Raw genomic sequence first — 20360 nt, forward strand, 5'->3', positions numbered from 1 at the left:
GGAGCGGGTATAATACACCAGTTAGGATTAATCCTGGAGGAAATATATTCTTCGCCCCATAAAGGTGCGCCTGTCATGATTAACAACCTTAACGGGAACGATATATTTACGGCAAAATAAACTATTCGTAACTCATTGATTACAAATCGATATATATTATTTACTAAGAAAAAGGAATATTAGCTATCAGCCCGCAATGGGGAATTGTCCTAAAGGATAAATTTGAATAGAGTGCTTTTTTGCCGTTTTCTGTGCGGATAAAACCGTTAATGAACGCGGTACATTGTTTATCAGACGCGGTGAACCCATAAAGCGGATATGGAGGTTACACATGAATCAATTAACAATCGGTCAGCTTATTAATACCGCCCCAACGGTGGCGAAGTTCGAAAGTAAGATCGCTCAGGAGCTGATCGAAGCGATGGCGCAGAGCCTGGAGTATCTGCTGGAAGAGAATGCCGAACTGCGTAAGCACCTGCACGGCACGCTGCCGGCGGTGGTATTGATTAATTAACAGGGATGCGCCTGTTAGCATTACCAGGCGCACCGGCGATATCTTTTACCGCCGGAAATTAGCGACACCTAAGAATCACCGTACGTCATCTTCATCATCTGATGAGACTTGCCTCAGGGCATTTTGTCAGGCAGTTCGTTAACGGCAATCAACATGCCTTTCTCAATCACGATAGCGTTGACCTCCTTCAGGCGCGACAGCACTTTAAATACCCCGCTGCGCGACAGCTGCGTACGGCTGCGTATGTACTCTTCCACTTTTACGCTGGTGCGGATCGTCTCAGGCTCATTGATTAATTCCAACAGCTGATTGCATACCATCGAAAAGGTATCAGGAGCGGCAACCTGACTCATATGGATGAGAAGTTTGGTCGAGAGCACCTGCAAAAACCCGGCATACAGCTGCCAGCTGTCTGTTTTGTGAATAAGCGCCATCACCTCGTCCTGGGTGAGGGTAGCGACTTCACACTCCGTTTCCGCAACAAAGATTAATTCCAGCAGCTCCTGGTCGGGAAACGCCACCCCGGCAATCCACGGAGTATTGATTCGGTCAATCTGTGTACGGGTTTCCTTGTAAAAACCAGAGATCTGACCGCTGCGAAAAAGATAGCAGCGCTGCTTATTATGCCCGGAAAAGGTGAAGCGGCTACGCGCTGGATAAGTCCTGAAAGTCAGAAACTCGCTAAGCTTTTCAATAAGATCGCTTGCGTAAGTATTCTGCGACTTTTTCATCGCCATCAACGACTGGGTTTGCGTGGTCATAGCATCATCGCCGAAAGGGGAAGTAAACAATATATAGCACAGTTATATATTTGCTTACAGCGTAAGCACCCGGCAGCGCGCCGGGTAGCTGAGAGGTTAATATTTATCAGGTAAATGGTTGATAGCAAGCAAAATTCCACGTTCCGCTGTGATGTGACCATCGGCCTTAAGGCGGGAGAGGATACGCATCACTCCACTGCGCGAGAGAAAGGTGCGGGACAGAATATAATTCGCTGCGGTGATATTTTGTTTGATGGACGGAGGCTCTCCGTCCAGTTGTACCAGCTGATTTTTGATTATCTCGTAGGAGGAGAGCTGCGAGATCGACAGGCAGTGGGCATAAATCTTACTTGCATTATAGATCAACAAATTAACGTAACTTTCCCAGAGATTATGTGCGCGGATAATTCGCCGGGCATCGGTAAAAGGGAGCATGCCGATGAGCGAATCTTCCTGGGTACGTAAATACAGGTGTTGTGAGACACCCACCTGATTGCCAAAGCCAAATATAAAGGGGGCATTTTCTGAGTTAAGAATGATGCTATCGCTGCTGCGATAAAGTGCCACGCTGCCTTTAAGTAATAAAAAACATTGATTTTCCTGACCTTTAATAAAGTTAAGCGACTTCCGTTTTTGTGTTAATGATTTATTGCATTCCGGAGAAAGGTGCTGCATTAATAAATTAATATCTTTGACAGGTTTATTGGATTCTTTATCCAGACCGCGTTCAGGACGTCGTGTTTTTAGCGTGCTCATCGTTGGAACAACTCCATAAATAACCTTTTATTACCGTGGTGAATATTTGGCCGGATTATGATGTCAGGAAAGCCACCGATAAAGAATCTTCTGGTCTATTTGTGGACTAAAAAGCAGTTGTCTCAAGCCAGATGTTATATCAAAATTCGCTCCAGCAACGGCGCTACCCAATATCAATGAGTCGAATCTGGCTAGTAATTGAATTTCAACTTTTGATAATCCTTAGGTCATATAGTTGAAAGCAAAAATTAGCGAATTTTGCCCTGCGATATCAGGCAGCCCGGTGTGCTTCATAAGGAGCATGACTCAAAGGTAAAAATCAATATGTTCAGTTTTTACCGGAATTATTTTCTTTTAAGGATATTTTGATGAAAAAAAATGTTATTGCTGTTGCATTCGCAACGCTGGCTGCGATGTCTGCATCTTCCGTATTTGCCGCTGAAGGTACTGTGAATTTTACCGGTGAAATTATTGACGAAGCATGCACAGTTGATATTGGCTCCAGCGATTCACTGAGCGTCAGCCTGGGTAAAGTTGCTAAGTCTTCCTTCTCTGCAACTGGCGACGATGCTTCAACAACGAAATTTACCATGACTCTGAAAGATTGCCCGGCTGCAGTTACCGCCGCGCAGGTGAAGTTTGATGGCACCCACGATGCCACCGATTCTTCCCTGCTGGCGCTCACGGATGAAACCGGCGTGGCGACTGGCGTTGCTATTGCCCTGATGACTGCCGATAAAGCCGATCTGGGTCTGAATGCAGTGAACGATTACAGCTATACGCTGGCCGCCGACACGGAAAACAAACTGGATTTCTATGCCGCCTATCGTTCAACCTCTGACACTGTGGTAGCGGGTAAAGCCAACGCGGTGGCAACTTTCTCTATCAATTACAACTGATTTTCCACTCCGGAAAATTACCGGGGCCGTAATACGGCTCCGTATTTATCGAGGTATGACATGAAATTCTTTAGCAAAACGTTAATTGCAGGGCTGGTGCTTGCATCAGGTTTGTCTGCCGCTCAGGCTGGCGTGGTAATTGGCGGTACGCGCGTTATTTATGACGGAAATAAGAAAGAAGCTTCTCTGAGTGTCAATAATCCGGACAACGTGCCTTATCTTATTCAGTCCTGGGTAGAGACACAAACCGGTGGCGCTGAGAAAGCTCCTTTTATTATTACTCCGCCGCTCTATCGTCTGGATAATAATCAGCAGAATATTATGCGTATTGTTCGGGCAGGTAATTTGCCGGAAAATAAAGAGTCGATGTTCTGGCTGAATATTAAAGCTATTCCGTCAGCGGCGCGTAATGAAAATGCGAATACCCTGCAGGTAGCCGTTAAAACCCGTATCAAACTTATTTATCGCCCGGCAGCGCTGAAAAACAGTTCACCAGAAGAAGAGGCGAACACCCTGCGCTGGAGCCGTGCCGGTAACAGCGTGCAGGTAACTAACCCGTCAGCCTATTACATCAATTTCAATAGCATCAGTATGAACGGTAAAACTCTGGACGACGTGACTTATGTCGCGCCGGGCGCAACCGCGCGCTTCAACCTGCCAGCAGGCACCAATGGCGGTTCACTGACCTTCAAAATTATTAATGATTACGGCGCACCGGGTGCCGCGCATAACGCTTCGTTTTAATGCTAATTGCCGCTCAGGGAATGAGCGAGCCCTCTGACTCAGGAGTGTTTCCAGAATGAAAAAAGTAAAACAGCAATTCGCAGTGCGCCCATCGCGTGTTGCGTGCTTTATTGCGCTGGCGTTATCCGGAAGTGGACACGCCCTTGCACGTGATTACTTTAACCCGGAATTACTGGAAGCGGGTGCGCAGACATCGGGCGGTACCGATCTGTCGGCATTTGAAGAGGGATCTCAGGCACCAGGCACCTATCAGGTTGACGTTTTGATCAACGATCAACAGGTAGACAGCCGCAACGTCGAGTTTAAAAGCGTTAAAAACGCGGCCGGAGAAGACGTGCTGGAGCCCTGCCTGACGGTGGCTCTGTTGCAAAGCTACGGTGTGAAAACCGATCTGTTTCCCGAGCTGGGTGAGGCGGAGGCTTGTGCAAACCTGAGCGCCATCCCGAACGCCAGCTACGATTTTCACTTCAACGCCCTGAAACTGGTGCTGAGCATTCCCCAGGCGGCAATGTCGCCACAGGCGCGCGGCTATGTGGACCCGGCGTTGTGGGATAATGGCATTAATGCCCTGATGATGAACTACAGCATCAGTGGCTCCAGCAACCGTCCGCGTAATGGCGGGCAAAACACCAACAGCCAGTATGCCAACCTGCGTCCGGGGATTAACGTCGGTCCGTGGCGGCTGCGCAATTACACTACCTGGAATCGCGACAGCAACGGCGAGGATAAGTGGGATACGGTCTACACCTACGCCCAGCGTAATATTGTGCCGCTGAAATCCCAACTGACGCTGGGAGACAGCTCATCGCCGTCGGACGTATTCGACAGCGTCCCGTTCCGTGGCGGCCAGCTGGCGTCGGACGACGACATGCTGCCGGATTCGCTGAAGGGCTACGCCCCGGTGGTACGCGGCATCGCCCGCACTAACGCCCAGGTGGTGATCCGCCAGAACGGCTACGTGATCTACCAGAGCTATGTCGCGCCAGGGGCATTTGAAATCACCGATATGTATCCGACCGGTGGCGCGGGTGACCTGAACGTCACCGTTAAAGAAGCCGACGGCAGCGAGCAAAAGTTTACCGTGGCGTTTGCCTCTCTTCCGGTGCTGCAGCGTGAAGGGCACCTGAAGTACTCGGTAACCGGGGGGCAGTATCGCTCCTATGACAGCACCGTTGAGAAAACGCAGTTCGCCCAGGCGACCGGCATCTACGGGATCTCGCACGGCATCACGCTTTACGGAGGCGTACAGGCTTCAAGCCGCTATCATTCGCTGGCGCTGGGTTTTGGTAAAAATATGGGGCAGGTTGGGGCATTTTCTGTGGATGTTACTCAGGCAAATGCAGAGCTCGCTAACGAAGAAAAAAGTACCGGCCAGTCCTGGCGCATGCGCTACAGCAAAAACTTTGCCGACACCGGGACCAACTTTTCCATTGCTGGCTACCGCTACTCAACGCGCGGCTACTACAGCATGCAGGAAGTACTCGACGGATATGGCGATAACAACATTATGGCGAACCGCCGCCGCAACCGTGCTGAGTTGACGGTAAGCCAGTCGCTGGGCGGCAGCTTTGGGGCGTTGTCTCTGAGCGCGGTACGCGAAGATTACTGGAACTCAGACAAGAGCATGGAGTCCTGGTCCGCGAGTTATAACAACTCCTGGAAAGGAATCAGCTATGGCCTGAGCTATACCCTGAGTAAAAACGGCAGCGCAGGTAACTACGGCAACAGCACCAGCTACGACAAAGATCAGATGGTGGCGCTCAACCTCAGTATCCCGCTGGAGAGATTCCTGCCGAATACCTGGGCCAGCTATAGCATGAACAACAGCAAGAACAGTGGCACCACCCACTCCGTTGGCATCAGCGGTATGGCGCTGGAGAACAACGCTCTGAGCTGGAACGTGCAGGAAGGCTACGGCAGCAATGGCACCGGCAATACCGGTAGCCTTAACGGCGATTACAAAGGGACTTACGGGGAAGTTACCGCAGGCTATGGCTATGACAAATCCAGCAAGCGCCTGAATTATGGTCTCCAGGGCGGTATTCTCGCCCATGCCGACGGCGTTACGCTGTCGCAGCCGCTGTCGGAAACCAACGTGCTGATCAAAGCGCCAGGGGCGAAGGGGGTAAGCATTCAGAATCAAACCGGTGCGAAAACCGACTTCCGCGGTTTTACTGTGGTGAGTAATGTCTCGCCGTACCGTAAAAATGACGTCACGCTTGACCCGTCATCTCTGCCGGATGATGTTGAACTCGAACTAACCAGCCGCACTGTGGTTCCTACTCGCGGGGCGGTAGTACGCGCTGAGTATGTTGCCAGTGTTGGTATGCGCGTGCTGATGACGCTGACCCAGGCGAATGGCCAGCCGGTGCCGTTCGGCGCGATTGTGAATATCGACGGGCAGCAGGGGCAGGGCTTTATTGTCGGAGATGCGGGGCAGGTTTATTTGACGGGCATTAACGGAGATCAAGATCTTAATGTTTTCTGGGGAGATAAATCATCAACTCACTGCCAGGCGACGTTAAAAAGCTCCAGCCACGCTCAGAAAGAGAGTGTAATTCCGATGTCAGAAACTTGCCGATAGTATTTTGTTTCGTTTTAGTTTTAATAAATTTTGAGAGAGATTATGTCTAGTATTCGCCGCGCATGTTTGTTGCAGTCAATTTTTTTTGTCTCGGCTATCTTCTTATCTTTAAATGCACATGCAGGAACGTGCGAGGCAAAGGCGGGTCCGTGGAATATAGATTTTGGTGAGGTGATTATCCAAAGAGATGTGGCTATTGGATCTGCATTATCAACTAAAATTTATGGTGAGGAAAAAACTGCGTATACGTGCCATGCTGACAATCAAAAAGCTCTTATCGGCATGAGGGAATATTTAACTCATTCCGAACTAACTTCTGAAGGTGGGATTGTATATAAAACGAATCTACCTGGGCTTGGAATATTGGTAGGGGGGAATGGGGAAGGCTATGAAAGTTGGTTATTGTACAGTCCTATTGCTGTTAGTGGTCCAGGGTGGATTATGTTTAATGGATGGTATCCTGTTGGTCAGTTTGATTTGCATCTGAAGCCCTATGTGAAGTTCATTAAAATTGGTGAAATAGCGTCAGGAAATGTTTCAGGCCAGGTCGCTTATGCTGCTGCTGCCTTAATCAATATGACCACCAATGCTGTCGACTCATGGGGAGCGGATATCCCTATTAATTTATCTGGAAAATTCACTGTGTTGGCTTGTTCACTTACAACTTCAGCATTAAATTTTAACATTGGAGATATACCTGCTAATACCTTTGGTTCAACTATTGGTGCTACGCCTGTATCTACTGAAAATACACAAAATCTCGGACTGAATTGTGATGCTGATGCTAATATAAATGTCTCCCTTAGCGGCACCCAAAACCCAGATGTCAATGTTTCAAGTGTGCTGGCACCTACAGGTTATGGTGACGCTGGCGTGGCGGATGGAATTGGAATTCAGTTAATTTATAATGATGTGCCGCTTGAGTTAAATAAAAATATTGTTCTAAAAAAATCAGCTGGTGGTCAGGAAACGTTTCCTCTTACTGCGCGTTATTATCAGACGAAAACGACGGTTATGCCTGGTAAAGCCAATGCTTCGGCCACGTTAAATATTACTTATCAGTAATGGTGTTAATTGCAAACGAAACGTTATGATGAAAATAAAACAACTCAACCAGCTAATGAAATCCTTATGTATGGGATTGGTTATTTTATCAATCACATTACCTGCGGTAGCAGATCCGGTTTCGGTTAATGTCACAGGAAATATTATTGCTGCACCCTGTGAAGTTTCCAGCGACAGTATCACGAAAACCATTGCTCTTGATGACGGCAATGGTTTTCAGTCAAAAAATTTACAGACTGCTGGCTCAACGACACCATGGGTTGACTTTACTATAAATCTCACGAGTTGCCCGGCCGGGACTCGCAGCGCGACAATTACAGCAAGTGGCACAGAAGATGCGGATAATTCCGCTTATTATAAAAATGCTGGCTCTGCTGAAAACATTGCGCTTGAGTTGGATAAAACGGGAGGCGGGATAATTTTATCTAACGGCAAAAGTTTCAGCACGGATGTGATTGATGGTGCCGCTGAATTTAAGCTGGCCGCTCGCACTGTTACGACAAAAGGTGGCGTGACGCCAGGCAGCATCCAGTTTGTGGTAACGGCTAATTTTACTTATCAGTAAAAGGTAAACTGCCATTTTTTTAATCAAATTGGCTTGTATTTAAAGAGTGATTTATTACGCCAAGAGGTTCAGTCATGGAACTTAATAAAATTATATTATCACTAATGAGTTCTTGCTTGTTTTATTCCTCAATCAGCAACGCAGTTGACAGCACGATGACTTTTACGGCATCCGTAGTGGCATCGCCCTGTACTGTAAGTAGCGAAAGCATTACTAAAACTATTGCGCTAGATGATGGTAATGGTTTACAGACGAAAGATCTTCAATCTGCCGGGGCGACGTCAAAATGGGTGGATTTTAACATCTCTCTTACAGATTGCCCGGCTGGTACCAGTAGGGTAACCGCGACCTTTAACGGCACTGAAGATAGTGACGATCCGGCCTATTATAAAAATAGCGGTACCGCAAAAAATATCGCAGTGCAACTCGACAGCAAAGGTGGAGCGCTGATTTTATCCAATGGTAAAAGCTATATTGTGGATATTACGACTGGGGCGACTGAGATTCCTTTATCTGCGCGTACGATTACTACCAATGGTGGCGTGACGCCAGGAACGGTTCAGACAGTAGTTACCGCGAACTTGACTTATCAGTAATGTTTACCACTGGAGTGAAAAAGTGACCAGAACGCTATTTCGGCATGCTTTTATGATAACAGCTAAATTAAAGTTAAAAATGATTAGTACACTAATAACTGCGATAGCGTTCGGGTCGCTTATATCCCTGCCGGGTTACGCCTCTGACAGTAGTATGTCTTTGACGGCAACCGTATTGGCATCGCCCTGTACGTTTGATTCTGACGTTTCAAAATTAACAGTGGATTTAGGCGATTATTATGCAGACGAATTATACGAGCCGCGAAAAACGATTGCATATACTACATTCCCATTAGCGTTAAAAGATTGTCCTCAAGGTACGACTTCTGTTGTTGCTACATTCAATGGGGTTAATGATGCATCTAATGACTGGATACCTATGTTCAAAAATACAGGCACAGCACAAAATGTCGGTATCGCGCTTAAAGGAAGCCAGGCGCCTTGGGTAGGTGGCGCACTAAAGAATGGGGATAAATTAACACAGCTGGTGAAGGCCGATCACACAGTGTCATGGCCGATGGAAGTGCAGATCGGTACCTATACCGGCAACGCTACTCCCGGAACTGTGCATGCTAGCGTCACTGTTAGCTTCACTTACCAATAATTCAGGATATCTCGTTATTATGAAAATCATTCTCATTGGCATGGGGTTGTTAAATCTGGCTGGCGCTCAATATGTTAACGCAGAAGAAATGAATATCTCCGGACGCCTTCTCGCTCGCCCCTGCACCGTAGACACCGATACCGTTAATAAAACTGTTGAACTGGGCCAGGGACGCGCCAGCGAGATGAAAACCGCTGGTGCGGGTGGGGAGTGGGCTGACTTCGAGTTGCTGCTGACAAACTGTCCTGCGGCAACCGTAGGGGCAACGGCCACCTTCAGTGGCACGCCTGATGCCGAGGATGGCACCGCGTTTAAAAATACGGCAGATGCAACCGGCATTGCGCTGCGACTCGCCAGCCGCGATCGTGCTACTACGTATCAGAATGACAGCACCATGACGCAAACCATCGATACGGCGACCCACAGCGCGACGTTCCCGTTGTCTGCGCGTATGTTCTCGCCAAAAGGCAATCCCACCTCCGGCCAGTTTGCCGCCGCGGTGAACGTCAGTTTTACGTATCAGTAAATGCACAGTATGGAATACCCGAAGACAGGGCGGTGATGTAACCGCCTTATGCGGGTAAGAGATTAAAAATCGCTGTACTCCTGGGCCGGACGCCAGAAACCATCAATAAAATCTTCTACCGGATAGCAGCCGCCGTGACGCATGCGCTGGACATCCATTGCCTTCACGCACTGCTGCTCGGTGTTGAAAACATCGACAACGATGTCATCGCACCCGCCATCCAGATAACAAACAAAAAGAACCAGTGCGAACATCCCACCCTCAACATCAACCTGTTTGTCAGTAAGTGTAGGGGAAGGGCAGCGGTATGGGGAAAGTTCAGACTAAATAACCCGTCTCAGGCGACGGGTTTTCGGGATCAGGCAAGACGCATGACCCAGGCATCGGCAGAATGATCGTAGTGTTTACGGTAGAGGACGGAGTGTTCACCGTTGAGCACGGCGGGAATGCTGGTTTCCGCGTCCCAGGCGTCGAGCTGCATGCACAGATCCGGGTCGGATTTGCAGGGAATGATTAACGTTCGTTCACCAGGGTCGTTGCCCTGCAGTTCGGCATCATCAATTTCAAAGGTGCCAATTTTTACGCTGGTTTTTGTCATAACGCTCTCCATTTGTCGGTTCGCTTGTGGTATGACCAGTCAGGCCGCCCATCTTTTAGCCTGGTAAAGGCTGCGCGATGTGTCAAATGGAGAGCGATAAATTATTGCCCGGCGTTTCCGCTGGCGAACAGCTTGCCGTCGCGTACCAGCTCGCGCGGGTAGCTGTTTTTCAGCCGCGAACCAATTTTGCGCGCCAGCCCCAGCGGCTGCCCCTGGAAGGTGACAATCACCTCGTCGTGAGCGGGAAGCCGCTCCGGGTAGACATCGCGACCACGATACCACTCTTCGGCATCATGCAGCGACAGCTCGAACGCCAGCGGGTTGGCAATACCCGCGAGGGCGATCACCGCTTCATGCTCAAAGCGATACCCTTTGTTGTGCGCCTGCGCCAGGCGCATGCCGAGGCGCGAGAAGCGCACTTTGCCGATCAGCGGCACGATGGCCTCCGGGAACAGCCAGATCTCTTTGTCGCGCTGCCACAGCGTCAGTGCGCTGTCCCACGTCAGGCCGGAAGCGGCGGCGGCACGGATGATGTCGTCTGCGGCGCGGCCATGCAGCGGCTTGAACGGGAAATTCCCCACCTTCCACGTCGGCGGCGCAGGCGGCTCTACCGCAGCGGTTTTGCGCAGGCGCGCAACGAAAAAGCCCTCACAGTCATAAATCTGCGGGAAGATGTGCAGGAACCCTTCGTCCGTCAGGGCAGCGCGCGCATTGGGGAACAGATCGCCCAGCGGCTCAATCTCCACCGCGCCGGGGAAGCGCTCCAGCAGCCAGCGGCAGACGGCTTCGTTTTCATCGCGGTTGAGGGTGCAGGTGGAGTAAACCAGCGTGCCACCGGGCTTCAGGGCGTGGAAGGCGCTCTCCATCAGGTCGTGCTGGGTGGCGGCGATCTCCAGATTGCTGACCACCGACCAGTTGCGAAGCGCGTCGGGATCTTTACGCACCACGCCTTCGCCGGAGCAGGGCGCATCCAGCAGAATGGCGTCGAAGGTCTCCGGCAGCGCGGTGCCGAACACCCGGCCGTCAAAATGGGTGAGCGCCACGTTGCTGATGCCGCAGCGGCTGATATTGGCGTGCAGCACCTTCACGCGGCTGGCGGAGTACTCGTTCGCCAGGATGGCACCGCGATTATTCATGCGCGCCGCCATCTGGGTGGTTTTTGAACCGGGGGCAGCGGCGACGTCCATCACGCGCTCCGGCTGCGGGCAGCCATCGAACAGGGCGGCGACCGGTAACATTGAGCTGGCTTCCTGAATGTAGAACAGGCCGCTCAAATGCTCGGCGGTGCTGCCGAGCGGCAGGGCTTCATCGTCGCGTTCAATCCAGAAGCCTTCCGCACACCAGGGGATCGGCGTTAACTGCCAGCCGTAAGGCGCGACCAGCGCGAGGAAATCCGTGACGCTGATTTTCAGCGTGTTGACGCGCAGGCTGCGGCGCAGCGGGCGCTGGCAGGCGGCGATAAAGTCATCCATTGATAAGGCGGACGGCATCGCCTCGCGCATCAGGTCAAGGAAGGCGTCTGGTAGATAAGCGGTACGGGAGGATTCCACGGCTGGCCCCGGCAACAGGAAAAATGGGCGCGCAGTGTACCACAGCTTGCCGGACGTGGCGCGCCGGCGTCGGGGATAAAAAAAGGGCGTACCCGCAGGTACGCCCTTGTCTGATGTCGCTTAGCGCGGCAGGGCGGTGCCCCATTCACGCCACTCTTTTGGCTCGCCCTCCTGCAGCAGGAAGTGTTTCCCCTCCTGCGCTTTCGGTGCCAGCGGCGTGCTTGGCGGCGTGGCAAAGGCGATGCCGCCGCGAATAAACTGGTTAAAGGTGCCGGTTTTCACCACGCCTCCGGTCAGGCCGAAGTCAAGGCTGTAGCCGGACGCCAGCCAGAACACCGAGTTGTTGCGCACCAGATGCTGATAGCGCTTGCTGATGCGCAGCGCCACCATTACGCGATCCGACAGGTTACCCAGCGTCATGCCGGTGACGGTGCCAACTTCAATACCGCGGAACAGCACCGGGGTGCCAATCGCCAGCGAACCGGCTTCCGGGACTTCCACCACCAGGCTCAGGCCGTCGAGATAGCGCGAGTCGGTGATGGTCGCTTCCTGCAGCTCAAAGCTGCGGCGCGCTTCACCGCGGCCCGGCTCCACGTTGATGTAGGGCTGCAGAATGGTGTCAAGGTGATCGACCCCGGCGGCGGAGATCTTCGGCGTCACCACCGAGAAACGTGTTCCGGCGCGGGCGAAGGTGCGCACGTATTCCGGATAGAGCACCGCCGTGGCCTGCACTTCGTTACGCTCGGTGATGAGCTTCAGGGTATCCACCTGGCCGATATCGATACCCAGATAGCGGATCGGCATTCCCGAGGAGAGCTTGCCGGCATCGAACGAACGCAGGGTGATCTGGCTGCCCACGGCGCGGGCTGAGGTTTCAGAGGCGTAGAGAATGCGCTTGCCGTTTTTAGTCTGGTTCGCCCCGGCACCGGGCAGGGTGTCGAAGCTGATCGCCCCGCGCAGCGCGCGTGACAGCGGGGACGCCTGCACGGTAAGACCGCCGCCGTTGAGCTGCACCTTCGCGCCGCCTTCGGACCAGAAGACGCTGCCCGGTGTCAGCAGGTTGCGGTACTCCGGTTTGATATGCACGTCAATATCAAAGGCGTTAGCGCGAGGACGCACAGTGATAATCTCGCCCACCTGGAATTTGCGGTACAGCACCACCGACCCGGCCTGCACATCCGGCAGGCTGTCTGCCGTCAGGGTGAGGGTGGTGGTCGGCAGGTCGCTCAGGCTGTTCTCCAGCGCTTTTTCCATATTGGCGAACAGCGGGTAGGAGGCTTTCAGCGCGCCTTTGCTACCTGGCAAAATGCGCACGCCGCCGCTGACCCACTCGCTGGCGCTGGCCCCGAGGAACTCTACGCCGTCGAGACCGACTTTGACGTCGATACGGCTGTTGACCACGAATTTACTGTCTCCGGTCACCAGCTCGCGGTATTTCGGATCGATGGCCACGGCGAAGCTCACGCCTTTGGCAGAGAGATTACGCTCAATCACCTGACCCACCTTGATGCCGTGGAGGATCACCGGCTGCCCTTTATCGATTCCGTAGCTCTCCGGCGCGGTCAGCGTCACGGTTTGCACGCCTGGCTGCTGGAGCGGCGTTTTGTCCGCTGGCAGCACCACAAAGTGGTTGCGCGGATCGCCTTCGCCCGGCACCAGCTCGAAAGTGCTGCCGGTGAGCAGCGAGCTGACATTCGGGTTATCCAGCGTCAGTTTCGGGCTGCGCAGCTCAATGCGGGTTTTGTCGCGCAGCAGGTTCACTACGCCAGGATCGACCGTCATCTCGCCAGTGACCGCACCGCCCGGATTAAGCGTCAGCTTGCTGAGCTGGCCCACTTCGAGGCCCTGATACATCAGCACCGTAGAGCCTTCTTTCAGCCCTTCGCCGCCGGGCAGATCGAGCTTGACGATCACGCCGCGCTGACTGTGCGCCAGATCTTCATACAGGCCAAACTCATCTTCCTGATCCGCCGGTTCGGAGGCATCGGGGGAGTCGAAGGCGATAGCGCCGTTCACCAGCGCCGCCAGGCTCTCCAGCTCCACCTGCGCACCGCTCAGGCCAACGTTGGCTTTCACCCCGGAGACGTTCCAGAAGCGGCTGCCTTTTTTTACCAGGTTCGTGAAGCGGCGCTCGATCAGCACGTCGATGGTGACGCCCTGTTTGCTTTTGTTGATGGCGTAATCGTAGACGCGACCGACCGGAATTTTGCGGAAGTAAACCAGCGAGCCGCTGTTCAGCGACCCAAGGTCAGGCGCATGAAGATGGATCATCAGGTCACCGTTGCTCAGACGATATTTCGGCTGGGTATCCAGCGCGGTGAAGTGATCCTGGGCTTCGCCTTTACCGGGCATCATGCCGATATAGTTCCCGCCCACCAGCGCGTCCAGTCCGGATACCCCCGCCAGCGACGCTTTCGGCGTCACCAGCCAGAACTGGGTTTCGCTGCGCAGCGCCTCTTTCATGGTGGCTTTAATGCTGGCGGTGACCTTAATTTTATTCAGGTCGTCACTCAGGCGAATTTCCTGCACCATCCCCACCTCCACGCCCTGATAGCGTATAGGGGTGCGCCCCGGGACAATGCCGTCAGCGCTGACGAAGTCGATGGTGATGGTGGCACCGCGATCTTCATAGCTGGTCCAGATCAGCCAGCCGGCAATCAGCAACGCGATAACCGGCAGCAGCCAGAAGGGGGAGATGCGGCGTTTTGTTTTTACTTTCGCTTCAGTCGTCGAAGCGGGCGTTTCCTGACTCATGTGCGTCCCAAAGTAAGCGGCTGTCCAGCCATTCCACTGCAAGAATAGTCAATATTACCGCTGCGCCGAAATAAAACGCAGCGGGCCCCATAGTAAAAGCCAGCAGCTGATCGCGATTGACCAGCGACATGGTGAGTGCGATCACAAACAGGTCGAGCATCGACCAGCGTCCAATCCAGGTCACAAACCGCAGCAGCAGAATGCGGGTGCGCAAGCCCTGCTGGCATTTGAAATGAATGCTGATAAGTAACGTCAGCAGCACCAGCACTTTGGTGAACGGCACCAGAATACTGGCGATAAACACCACCGCGGCGACGGCGATATTGCTGCTCGCCAGCGACATGATCCCCGACATAATGGTGTCTTCCTGACGTGCGCCGTTGATGTAAATCACCGAGATGGGCAGCAGGTTAGCCGGGATCAGGAAAATCAGCGAGGCAATCAGCGCCGCCCAGCTCTTTTGCAGACTGTGGCGACGGCGGTGGCGCAGCGGAATATGGCAGCGGCGGCAGCGTCCGCGGCTGTCCGCCAGGCCGGTATAGTGGCAGCCGAGGCACACCTCCAGCCCCTCCTGCGCGCGCCGGGCCGGGCGCTGCGGGTAGTAACGCTCCCACAATTGTTCAACGTTAAGGTGGATCAGCGTCAGCACACTGAGGATCACCAGAATGACAAACGCGAACAGGCCAGGGCCTGGCTGCATGAAGGCGTACTCTTTCACCTTGATGGAGGCCACGCCAATGCCCACGAGGTAAATATCAAGCATCACCCACTCTCTGAGCCGCTCCAGCATCAGCAGCACCGGCCTCAGGTTCATGCCGAGAATATTGCCGAACCACAGATAAGCAATCGAGCCCACCAGGGTGACCGGCGCGCCGACAGCGCAGAACAGTACCATTGCCGCGGTGAGGGTGTCGCCCTGACGCGTCATCTGCCAGATGCCCTGCAGCACGTTGGCATCGATGCGCGTGCCGAGCAGGTACAGGCGCAGCAGCGGTTCGCTGTACGCGAAGGGCATCAGCAGCAGCATGGCAAACGCCATTGCCGCCAGCCGCGTCAGCGACCAGTCGCGCCCGTCGCGGATCTTCGCATCGCAGCGCGGACACCAGGCATTCTGGTGGGGTTTGAGCACCGGCAACGTGAAAAGCATATCGCATTGCGGACAACGCTGATAATGTGCCCCCGGCAGGGCGTCGCCGATAGCGCGAACGGTGAGTTTTTTATCCAGTTTTATAGTTCGCGATTTCAGTGCCATAGATGTTAAAAAAAGATAATAGAATGAAAGTATATTAACTCATGAAATGATTCGCCTTGAGGATAAACGCATTTAATGCTTATTTTAACGGCGGATGACAGTAAGTAAGACAACGAAGCGATTACATAATGAACAAAACAGAATTCTACAGGGATTTAAACCGTGACTTTTCTGCGTTGATGGCAGGGGAAACCAGTTTCCTGGCAACGCTTGCCAATACCAGCGCGCTGCTGTTTGAACGTCTCGACGGCGTGAACTGGGCGGGTTTCTATCTGCTGGAAGGCGATACCCTGGTGCTCGGTCCGTTCCAGGGCCGTATCGCCTGCGTGCGCATTCCGGTGGGGAAAGGCGTATGCGGTACTGCCGTGGCGCAGGACCAGGTACAACGCATCGCAGACGTCCATGCCTTTGACGGTCACATCGCCTGTGACGCCGCCAGCAATGCCGAAATCGTGCTGCCGGTGAAGGTGAATGGCCAGGTTATCGGCGTACTGGACATCGACAGCACCGTGTTTGGCCGCTTTGACGAGGCGGACGAACAGGGGTTACGTGAGCTGGTGGGGCATCTGGAAACCCTCCTCAGCGCCACCGATTATAAAAAATTCTTTGCGCATAGCGCATGATAAACAACGGATAACGTGGCATTTACCGATGGCGTCATTATAATGACGCCTGTTCATGCCTGCGGCTTGTTGGCTATATCCGTTGTAATCAGGAAATTTCATGGAAAATCAACCTAAGTTGAATAGCAGTAAAGAAGTTATCGCCTTTCTGGCCGAGCGTTTTCCACGCTGTTTTAGCGCAGAAGGCGAAGCACGCCCGCTGAAAGTTGGAATCTTTCAGGACTTAGTGACGCGTGTTGAGGGAGAAATGAATCTCAGCAAAACTCAGCTTCGCTCCGCACTCCGTCTTTATACCTCAAGCTGGCGCTACCTGTACGGTATCAAAGCCGGCGCGACCCGTGTCGATCTCGACGGCAACCCGTGTGGTGAGCTGGAAGAGCAGCACGTAGAGCACGCCCGCCAGCAGCTTGAGGAAGCCAAAGCCCGTGTTGCCGCTCAGCGCGCGCAGCAGCAGGCGAAAAAACGTGAAGCTGCCGCGGCGGCAGGCGAAGGCGAGGCCGACAGCGCGCCGCGCCGCGAGCGCAAACCGCGCCCGGCCTCTGCGCCGCGTCGTAAAGAGGGCGCAGAACGTCAGCCCCGCGCCGACAAGCCTGCAGCCAAAGCGCCGCGCGCACCGCGTGAAGAGCGTCATACTCCCGTTTCTGACATTACTGCACTTAACGTGGGCCAGCCCATCAAAGTTAAAGCAGGCAATAATGCGATGGACGCCACTGTGCTGGAAATCACCAAAGATGGCGTCCGGGTACAGCTGACTTCTGGTATGTCGATGATTGTACGAGCAGAACACCTGTTGTTCTGAAACGGAGGTCAACCTGGGCATGAACACCTTTTTTAAGCTCACTGCCGTTGCTGGCCTGCTTGCGTTTGCAGGCCATGCGCTCGCCGTAGAAGAGATCACAAAGGCATCTCAGATCCCGGTCCTGAGCGAAGAGCCGCAGCATGCAACAGTGAGCGAGCGCGTGACCTCGCGTTTTACCCGCTCGCACTATCGCCAGTTCGATCTGGACGCGGCGTTCTCGGCAAAGATTTTCGATCGCTATCTGAACCTGCTGGATTACAGCCATAACGTGCTGCTGGCGGGCGACGTGCAGAAGTTTGCCGCGAAGAAGGGCGAGCTGGGCGACGAACTGCGCACCGGAAAACTCACCGTTTTCTACGATCTCTATAACCTGGCGCAGCAGCGCCGCTTCGAGCGTTTCCAGTACGCATTAAACGTGCTGGCGCGCCCGATGGATTTCACCGGTAATGACACCTTCAACGCCGACCGCAGTAAAGCGCCCTGGCCGAAAGACCAGGCCGAGCTGAATAAACTCTGGGACGAGAAGGTGAAGTTTGACCAGCTGAGCCTCAAACTCACCGGGAAAACCGATCAGGAAATTCGCGATACCCTCACCCGTCGCTATAAGTTTGCGATTCGCCGCCTGGCGCAGAGCAACAGCGAAGACGTGTTCTCGCTGGCGATGACCGCGTTTGCCCATGAGATCGACCCGCACACCAACTACCTTTCCCCGCGCAACACCGAGCAGTTCAATACCGAAATGAGCCTGTCGCTCGAAGGTATCGGCGCGGTGCTGCAGATGGACGACGACTACACCGTGATTAATTCGATGGTGGCAGGCGGTCCGGCGGCGAAAAGCAAAGCCATTGCCGTAGGCGATCGCATCGTTGGCGTCGGCCAGACCGGGCAGCCGACCGTGGACGTGATCGGCTGGCGTCTCGATGACGTCGTGGCGCTGATCAAAGGGCCGAAAGGCAGCAAGGTCAGGCTGGAAGTGTTACCGGCCGGTAAAGGCACCAAAACCCGCGTGGTCACCCTGACTCGCGAGCGCATCCGCCTTGAGGACCGCGCCGTGAAGATGTCGGTGAAAACCGTCGGCAAAGAGAAAGTCGGCGTGCTGGATATCCCTGGCTTCTACGTTGGCCTGACCGATGACGTGAAGGTGCAGCTGCAGAAGCTGGAAAAACAGAACGTCAGCAGCGTGATCATCGACCTGCGCACCAACGGTGGCGGGGCGCTGACCGAAGCGGTTTCGCTCTCCGGCCTGTTTATTCCGGGCGGCCCGATTGTTCAGGTGCGTGATAATAATGGCAAAGTGCGCGAAGACAGCGACAACGATGGCATTGTTTATTATAAAGGCCCGCTGGTGGTGATGGTTGACCGCTTCAGCGCCTCGGCATCGGAAATTTTCGCCGCCGCGATGCAGGACTACGGCCGCGCGCTGATTGTCGGCGAACCGACCTTCGGGAAAGGCACCGTGCAGCAGTACCGCTCGCTCAACCGCATCTACGATCAGATGCTGCGTCCTGAGTGGCCGGCGCTGGGTTCTGTACAGTACACCATCCAGAAGTTCTATCGCGTTAACGGCGGCAGTACCCAGCGTAAAGGCGTGACGCCGGATATGCTGATGCCGACCGGCAACGAAGAGACGGAAACCGGTGAGAAGTTCGAAGACAATGCGCTCCCCTGGGACAGCATTAACGCCGCGACCTTTGTCAAAGCCGGCGATCTCAAGCCGTTCGGGCCTCAGCTGCTGAAGCAGCATGAAGAACGTATCGCGAAGGATGCCGAGTTCCAGTACATCATCAAGGACATCGCGCGTTTCAACGCCATGAAAGAGAAGCGCAATATCATCTCCCTCAATCTCGCTCAGCGTGAGAAAGAGAACAACGAAGATGATGCGATTCGTCTGGCGCGGATCAACGATCGCTTCAAGCGCGAAGGCAAACCGCTGCTGAAAAAACTCGACGATCTGCCGAAGGATTATCAGGAGCCGGACCCGTATCTTGACGAGACGGTACGCATTGCGCTCGATCTGGCGCACCTCGACAAGTCACAGCCCGCTGCGCAACCCGTCGCGAAGTAACTCCCCAACAGGCACAAGAAATTGTGCCTGTTTTTTTACATCTCTTTTACCGCGTCAGTGAAAGCCCTCCAAGTGTAAAGTTCTGTCTTTCTGGTGACTTACCGCGTTCCGATACTTGAAAATAGCCGCCAGGCCCATACGATGTGGGTATCGCGTAATGCGTTTTGTTAAACCGAGGTAAAAGAATATTATGATGCGAATCGGGCTTTTCCTGCTGACCAACATTGCGGTGATGGTCGTGTTCGGGCTGGTGCTCAGCCTGACAGGAATTCAATCGAGCAGTGTACCGGGTCTGTTGATCATGGCCGCGCTGTTTGGTTTTGGTGGCTCCTTCATTTCACTCTGGATGTCCAAATCCATGGCGCTGCGCTCCGTGGGCGGGGAAGTGATTGAGCAGCCGCGCAACGAAACCGAACGCTGGCTGATGGATACCGTCGCTCAGCAGTCGCGCCAGGCCGGGATCGCGATGCCGCAGGTGGCTATCTATCATGCGCCGGACATTAACGCCTTCGCGACCGGCGCCCGCCGCGACGCTTCGCTGGTGGCCGTCAGCACCGGGCTGCTACAGAACATGAGCCGTGACGAAGCGGAAGCGGTTATCGCCCACGAGATCAGCCACATCGCCAACGGCGACATGGTGACCATGACCCTGATTCAGGGCGTGGTGAACACCTTCGTGATCTTCATCTCGCGTATCATCGCGCAGGTGGCGGCCGGGTTCCTCGGCGGCAACCGCGAAGAAGGCGAAGAGAGCAACGGTAACCCGTGGATCTACTTTGCTGTCGCCACGGTGCTGGAACTGGTGTTTGGTATTCTGGCGAGCATCATCACCATGTGGTTCTCCCGTCACCGTGAGTTCCACGCTGATGCCGGTTCCGCGAAACTGGTCGGCCGCGAGAAGATGATTGCCGCGCTGCAGCGTCTGAAAACCAGCTACGAGCCGCAGGAAGCCAGCAGCATGATGGCGTTCTGCATCAACGGTAAGTCGAAGTCGCTGAGCGAAATGTTCATGACGCACCCACCGCTGGATAAGCGTATCGAAGCGCTGCGCAGCGGGGAGTATATCAAGTAACCGCCAGCCAGAAGTGAAAAAGCGCGCCGCAGG

General features: G+C 53.9%; 20 protein-coding genes. 13 read left to right on the forward strand and 7 right to left on the reverse strand.

The genetic code is table 11. The annotated features are described in order from the left end of the window. Nucleotides 1–331: 331 nt before the first annotated feature. On the forward strand, nt 332–514 hold the full coding sequence (locus tag ET34_RS0115135) for a hypothetical protein (RefSeq protein WP_031523440.1): 183 nt from the start codon (nt 332–334) through the stop codon (nt 512–514). Between the two features lie 113 nt (nt 515–627). Here the strand turns inward: ET34_RS0115135 and ET34_RS21305 are convergent, their stop codons facing one another. Both ET34_RS21305 and ET34_RS0115145 read right to left on the reverse strand, forming a co-directional pair. Continuing rightward, nucleotides 628–1275: a helix-turn-helix domain-containing protein gene (locus tag ET34_RS21305; RefSeq protein WP_081826943.1), complete on the reverse strand. Its 648-nt coding sequence runs from the start codon at nt 1273–1275 to the stop codon at nt 628–630. Nucleotides 1276–1371: 96 nt separating this feature from the next. Further along, a complete protein-coding gene (locus tag ET34_RS0115145) occupies nt 1372–2031 on the reverse strand; it encodes a helix-turn-helix domain-containing protein (protein ID WP_031523444.1) in 660 nt (219 codons plus the stop codon). A gap of 368 nt (nt 2032–2399) precedes the next feature. On the opposite strand from ET34_RS0115145, the gene ET34_RS0115150 reads away from it, so the two are divergent. The 8 genes from ET34_RS0115150 (at nt 2400) to ET34_RS0115180 (ending at nt 9614) form a co-directional block, all read left to right on the forward strand. Continuing rightward, a complete protein-coding gene (locus ET34_RS0115150; protein ID WP_031523446.1) occupies nt 2400–2930 on the forward strand; it encodes a fimbrial protein in 531 nt (176 codons plus the stop codon). A gap of 60 nt (nt 2931–2990) precedes the next feature. After that, nucleotides 2991–3674 carry a fimbrial biogenesis chaperone gene (locus ET34_RS0115155; protein WP_031523448.1) on the forward strand — a complete coding sequence of 228 codons (684 nt, stop codon included), beginning with the start codon at nt 2991–2993 and terminating at the stop codon, nt 3672–3674. A 55-nt stretch (nt 3675–3729) separates the two neighbouring features. Continuing rightward, nucleotides 3730–6258: a fimbria/pilus outer membrane usher protein gene (locus ET34_RS0115160; RefSeq protein WP_081826944.1), complete on the forward strand. Its 2529-nt coding sequence runs from the start codon at nt 3730–3732 to the stop codon at nt 6256–6258. A 42-nt stretch (nt 6259–6300) separates the two neighbouring features. Beyond that, entirely contained in the window at nt 6301–7323 is a 1023-nt protein-coding gene (locus tag ET34_RS21985) for a fimbrial protein (RefSeq protein ID WP_031523451.1), read from the forward strand. A 25-nt stretch (nt 7324–7348) separates the two neighbouring features. Then, the gene (locus ET34_RS0115170; protein WP_051640555.1) at nt 7349–7888 is read left to right on the forward strand and encodes a fimbrial protein; all 540 of its coding nucleotides are present in this window, start codon (nt 7349–7351) and stop codon (nt 7886–7888) included. Between the two features lie 74 nt (nt 7889–7962). Then, nucleotides 7963–8484: a fimbrial protein gene (locus tag ET34_RS21055; protein WP_035891522.1), complete on the forward strand. Its 522-nt coding sequence runs from the start codon at nt 7963–7965 to the stop codon at nt 8482–8484. A 22-nt stretch (nt 8485–8506) separates the two neighbouring features. Further along, nucleotides 8507–9088 (forward strand): fimbrial protein, encoded by a 582-nt coding sequence (locus tag ET34_RS21990; RefSeq protein ID WP_081826945.1) that lies wholly within the window; start codon nt 8507–8509, stop codon nt 9086–9088. A 19-nt stretch (nt 9089–9107) separates the two neighbouring features. Continuing rightward, on the forward strand, nt 9108–9614 hold the full coding sequence (locus ET34_RS0115180) for a fimbrial protein (RefSeq protein WP_035891527.1): 507 nt from the start codon (nt 9108–9110) through the stop codon (nt 9612–9614). A 62-nt stretch (nt 9615–9676) separates the two neighbouring features. Here ET34_RS0115180 and ET34_RS0115185 read toward each other — a convergent pair whose 3' ends face one another. From ET34_RS0115185 to yebS, 5 genes are all read right to left on the reverse strand, one after another. Then, nucleotides 9677–9868 carry a YdfD/YebW family protein gene (locus tag ET34_RS0115185; protein ID WP_024547418.1) on the reverse strand — a complete coding sequence of 64 codons (192 nt, stop codon included), beginning with the start codon at nt 9866–9868 and terminating at the stop codon, nt 9677–9679. Nucleotides 9869–9972: 104 nt separating this feature from the next. After that, on the reverse strand, nt 9973–10212 hold the full coding sequence (locus tag ET34_RS0115190) for a YebV family protein (RefSeq protein WP_031523459.1): 240 nt from the start codon (nt 10210–10212) through the stop codon (nt 9973–9975). Between the two features lie 101 nt (nt 10213–10313). Beyond that, nucleotides 10314–11762, reverse strand: a complete 1449-nt coding sequence (gene rsmF / locus ET34_RS0115195) for a 16S rRNA (cytosine(1407)-C(5))-methyltransferase RsmF (protein ID WP_031523461.1) — start codon at nt 11760–11762, stop codon at nt 10314–10316. A 120-nt stretch (nt 11763–11882) separates the two neighbouring features. Further along, nucleotides 11883–14516 (reverse strand): PqiB family protein, encoded by a 2634-nt coding sequence (locus tag ET34_RS0115200; protein WP_031523463.1) that lies wholly within the window; start codon nt 14514–14516, stop codon nt 11883–11885. Further along, complete coding sequence (gene yebS, locus ET34_RS0115205) at nt 14485–15768, reverse strand: membrane integrity lipid transport subunit YebS (RefSeq protein ID WP_031523464.1); 1284 nt, start codon at nt 15766–15768, stop codon at nt 14485–14487. The genes ET34_RS0115200 and yebS overlap by 32 nt, the downstream gene beginning before the upstream one ends. Before the next feature lie 128 nt (nt 15769–15896). Between yebS and ET34_RS0115210 the strand changes: the two genes are divergently transcribed. The 4 genes from ET34_RS0115210 (at nt 15897) to htpX (ending at nt 20327) form a co-directional block, all read left to right on the forward strand. Further along, nucleotides 15897–16391: a GAF domain-containing protein gene (locus tag ET34_RS0115210; protein ID WP_031523466.1), complete on the forward strand. Its 495-nt coding sequence runs from the start codon at nt 15897–15899 to the stop codon at nt 16389–16391. A gap of 100 nt (nt 16392–16491) precedes the next feature. Next, nucleotides 16492–17190: an RNA chaperone ProQ gene (proQ, locus tag ET34_RS0115215; protein WP_031523468.1), complete on the forward strand. Its 699-nt coding sequence runs from the start codon at nt 16492–16494 to the stop codon at nt 17188–17190. A gap of 19 nt (nt 17191–17209) precedes the next feature. Next, nucleotides 17210–19255, forward strand: a complete 2046-nt coding sequence (prc, locus tag ET34_RS0115220) for a carboxy terminal-processing peptidase (protein WP_031523469.1) — start codon at nt 17210–17212, stop codon at nt 19253–19255. Between the two features lie 190 nt (nt 19256–19445). Then, nucleotides 19446–20327 carry a protease HtpX gene (gene htpX, locus ET34_RS0115225; protein WP_031523471.1) on the forward strand — a complete coding sequence of 294 codons (882 nt, stop codon included), beginning with the start codon at nt 19446–19448 and terminating at the stop codon, nt 20325–20327. Nucleotides 20328–20360 lie beyond the last annotated feature (33 nt).

The sequence above is a fragment of the Siccibacter colletis genome, from assembly GCF_000696575.1.
GTDB lineage: Bacteria > Pseudomonadota > Gammaproteobacteria > Enterobacterales > Enterobacteriaceae > Siccibacter > Siccibacter colletis.

Bases quoted from the DNA above. Each gene is read 5' to 3' on its own strand.
- ET34_RS0115160 (WP_081826944.1), top strand. From the start codon at position 3,730: ATGAAAAAAGTAAAACAGCAATTCGCAGTGCGCCCATCGCGTGTTGCG.
- ET34_RS21305 (WP_081826943.1), bottom strand. From the start codon at position 1,275: ATGACCACGCAAACCCAGTCGTTGATGGCGATGAAAAAGTCGCAGAAT.
- ET34_RS0115210 (WP_031523466.1), top strand. From the start codon at position 15,897: ATGAACAAAACAGAATTCTACAGGGATTTAAACCGTGACTTTTCTGCG.
- htpX (WP_031523471.1), top strand. From the start codon at position 19,446: ATGATGCGAATCGGGCTTTTCCTGCTGACCAACATTGCGGTGATGGTC.
- yebS (WP_031523464.1), bottom strand. From the start codon at position 15,768: ATGGCACTGAAATCGCGAACTATAAAACTGGATAAAAAACTCACCGTT.
- ET34_RS21985 (WP_031523451.1), top strand. From the start codon at position 6,301: ATGTCTAGTATTCGCCGCGCATGTTTGTTGCAGTCAATTTTTTTTGTC.
- ET34_RS0115170 (WP_051640555.1), top strand. From the start codon at position 7,349: ATGATGAAAATAAAACAACTCAACCAGCTAATGAAATCCTTATGTATG.
- ET34_RS21055 (WP_035891522.1), top strand. From the start codon at position 7,963: ATGGAACTTAATAAAATTATATTATCACTAATGAGTTCTTGCTTGTTT.
- ET34_RS0115200 (WP_031523463.1), bottom strand. From the start codon at position 14,516: ATGAGTCAGGAAACGCCCGCTTCGACGACTGAAGCGAAAGTAAAAACA.
- ET34_RS0115185 (WP_024547418.1), bottom strand. From the start codon at position 9,868: ATGTTCGCACTGGTTCTTTTTGTTTGTTATCTGGATGGCGGGTGCGAT.
- ET34_RS0115155 (WP_031523448.1), top strand. From the start codon at position 2,991: ATGAAATTCTTTAGCAAAACGTTAATTGCAGGGCTGGTGCTTGCATCA.
- prc (WP_031523469.1), top strand. From the start codon at position 17,210: ATGAACACCTTTTTTAAGCTCACTGCCGTTGCTGGCCTGCTTGCGTTT.
- ET34_RS0115145 (WP_031523444.1), bottom strand. From the start codon at position 2,031: ATGAGCACGCTAAAAACACGACGTCCTGAACGCGGTCTGGATAAAGAA.
- ET34_RS0115180 (WP_035891527.1), top strand. From the start codon at position 9,108: ATGAAAATCATTCTCATTGGCATGGGGTTGTTAAATCTGGCTGGCGCT.
- ET34_RS0115150 (WP_031523446.1), top strand. From the start codon at position 2,400: ATGAAAAAAAATGTTATTGCTGTTGCATTCGCAACGCTGGCTGCGATG.
- proQ (WP_031523468.1), top strand. From the start codon at position 16,492: ATGGAAAATCAACCTAAGTTGAATAGCAGTAAAGAAGTTATCGCCTTT.
- ET34_RS0115135 (WP_031523440.1), top strand. From the start codon at position 332: ATGAATCAATTAACAATCGGTCAGCTTATTAATACCGCCCCAACGGTG.
- ET34_RS0115190 (WP_031523459.1), bottom strand. From the start codon at position 10,212: ATGACAAAAACCAGCGTAAAAATTGGCACCTTTGAAATTGATGATGCC.